Here is a 1576-nt window from a genome sequence, read left to right on the forward strand (position 1 = left end):
CACCAGCGGACTGGCAAAGCCAGATCCGCGGTGTTTCACCAACGGGCCTGGCTGCGCCGGCCGCTAAGGTTCGCGCCGGACCCTGAGCATGCCTTCTTGAGCGGTCGAGGCCACGAGCCGGCCGTCGCGCGTGAAGATGCTGCCGCGGCTCAGGCCGCGCGCACCGCTCGCGCTGGGCGAGTCGAGGCTGTAGAGCAGCCAGTCGTCCATGCGGAAATCGCGATGGAACCACATCGCGTGGTCGAGGCTCGCGGGGCGCACCTGGCCGCTCATGAAGCTCAGGCCGTGGCGCCGCATGGCGGCGCCCAGCAGGCCATGGTCGGACGCATAGGCCAGCAGTGCGCGATGCACGTTGGGGTCGTCGGRCAGCGGCGCGATCGCGCGCATCCAGAGCGCGCTTTCGGACGGGCGCGGCACCGGCGCAAGCAGGTCGTCGGGGTCGACGCGACGGTATTCGAGGCCATGGGGCGCCAGGCCCTTGACGCGCCAGCGCTCGGGCAGGCGGTCGCCGAGGGCCATGCGCTGTTCGCGCTCGTTCGACAGGCCGTCCGGCCCGGCGACGGCCGGCATGGCGATCTGGTGGTCGACGCCGTCGTCGACGGTCTGGAACGAGGCCGACATCTCGAAGATGATGCGCTCGCCCTGCCGCGCCACCACGTGCCGGGTCGTGAAGCTGCGGCCGTCGCGCACGCGGTCGACCGAATACTCGATCGGCGCATGCTCGCCGGGCAGCAGGAAGTAGGCATGCATCGAATGCGCCGGGCGGTCGGCCTCGACGGTGCGGCTGGCCGCCATCAGCGACTGGCCCARCACCTGGCCGCCGAAGACCGCCGGCGTGCCGAGGTCCTCGCTCTGGGCCAGGAAGCGGTCGTTGCCGAGCGGTTCGAGGCGCATCAGTTCGACCAGTTCGTCGACGACGCGGGTGGCGGTGGCAGGATCAATCATCGGGGAAGGCGGGAAAAAGACAGCCTGCAACGATAACAAAGAGACCGCCGAGGCGCTGTCCCGCGGCGGTCAGCCCCGGCTCGCGCCAACGTTCAGAGGTCGAGGTCGGCGCCGTCGGCCGCCAGCTTGCGCTGCAGCGCCGGCACATCGACCGCGGCGAAGGCGGCATCGCCGAGCGTGGCTGCGGCCGTGCCCGCGGCCTGCCCCATCACGAAGCAGCCGCCGCTGGCGCGTGCAGCCGACTGGCCCTCGTGCGTCATCGAGGCGCAGCGGCCGGCCACCAGCAGGTTGTCGACGCCGCGCGGCACCAGCATGCGCCAGGGCAGCTGGTTGTAGGTGCGGCGATCGTCGCGCGGGAAGGCCCATTCGATCCGGCCCGCCGCATGCATCTCCATCGGCCAGGCGTTGAGGCCGATGCTGTCGGGAAAGCGTGCCGAAGACAGGATGTCCTCGCCCGTCAACGCATAGAGGCCCTCGATGCGCCGGGTCTCGCGGATGCCGACCTGGGGCGCGATCTCGACGATGGCCGACTGCTCGAAGCCCGGCACCTCGGCCTTGAGGAAGCGGAAGAACTCGCCGATCTGGCGCCGGCCCTCGACTTCGCCGTCGCTGAGTTCGCGCGCATCGACGC

2 protein-coding genes are annotated in these 1576 nt (G+C 71.0%); both read right to left on the minus strand.

What is annotated here, in order from left to right; genetic code table 11:
• Window positions 1-63 precede the first annotated feature (63 nt).
• Window positions 64-945 carry an acyl-CoA thioesterase gene (locus AC1D2K_RS34440; protein WP_478094893.1) on the minus strand — a complete coding sequence of 294 codons (882 nt, stop codon included), beginning with the start codon at window positions 943-945 and terminating at the stop codon, window positions 64-66.
• Between the two features lie 92 nt (window positions 946-1037).
• A partial coding sequence (locus AC1D2K_RS34445; protein WP_478094895.1) for an FAD-dependent oxidoreductase occupies window positions 1038-1576 on the minus strand: 539 nt, incomplete at its 5' end.

It is taken from the genome of Variovorax sp. P1_H12_2 (assembly GCF_056405335.1).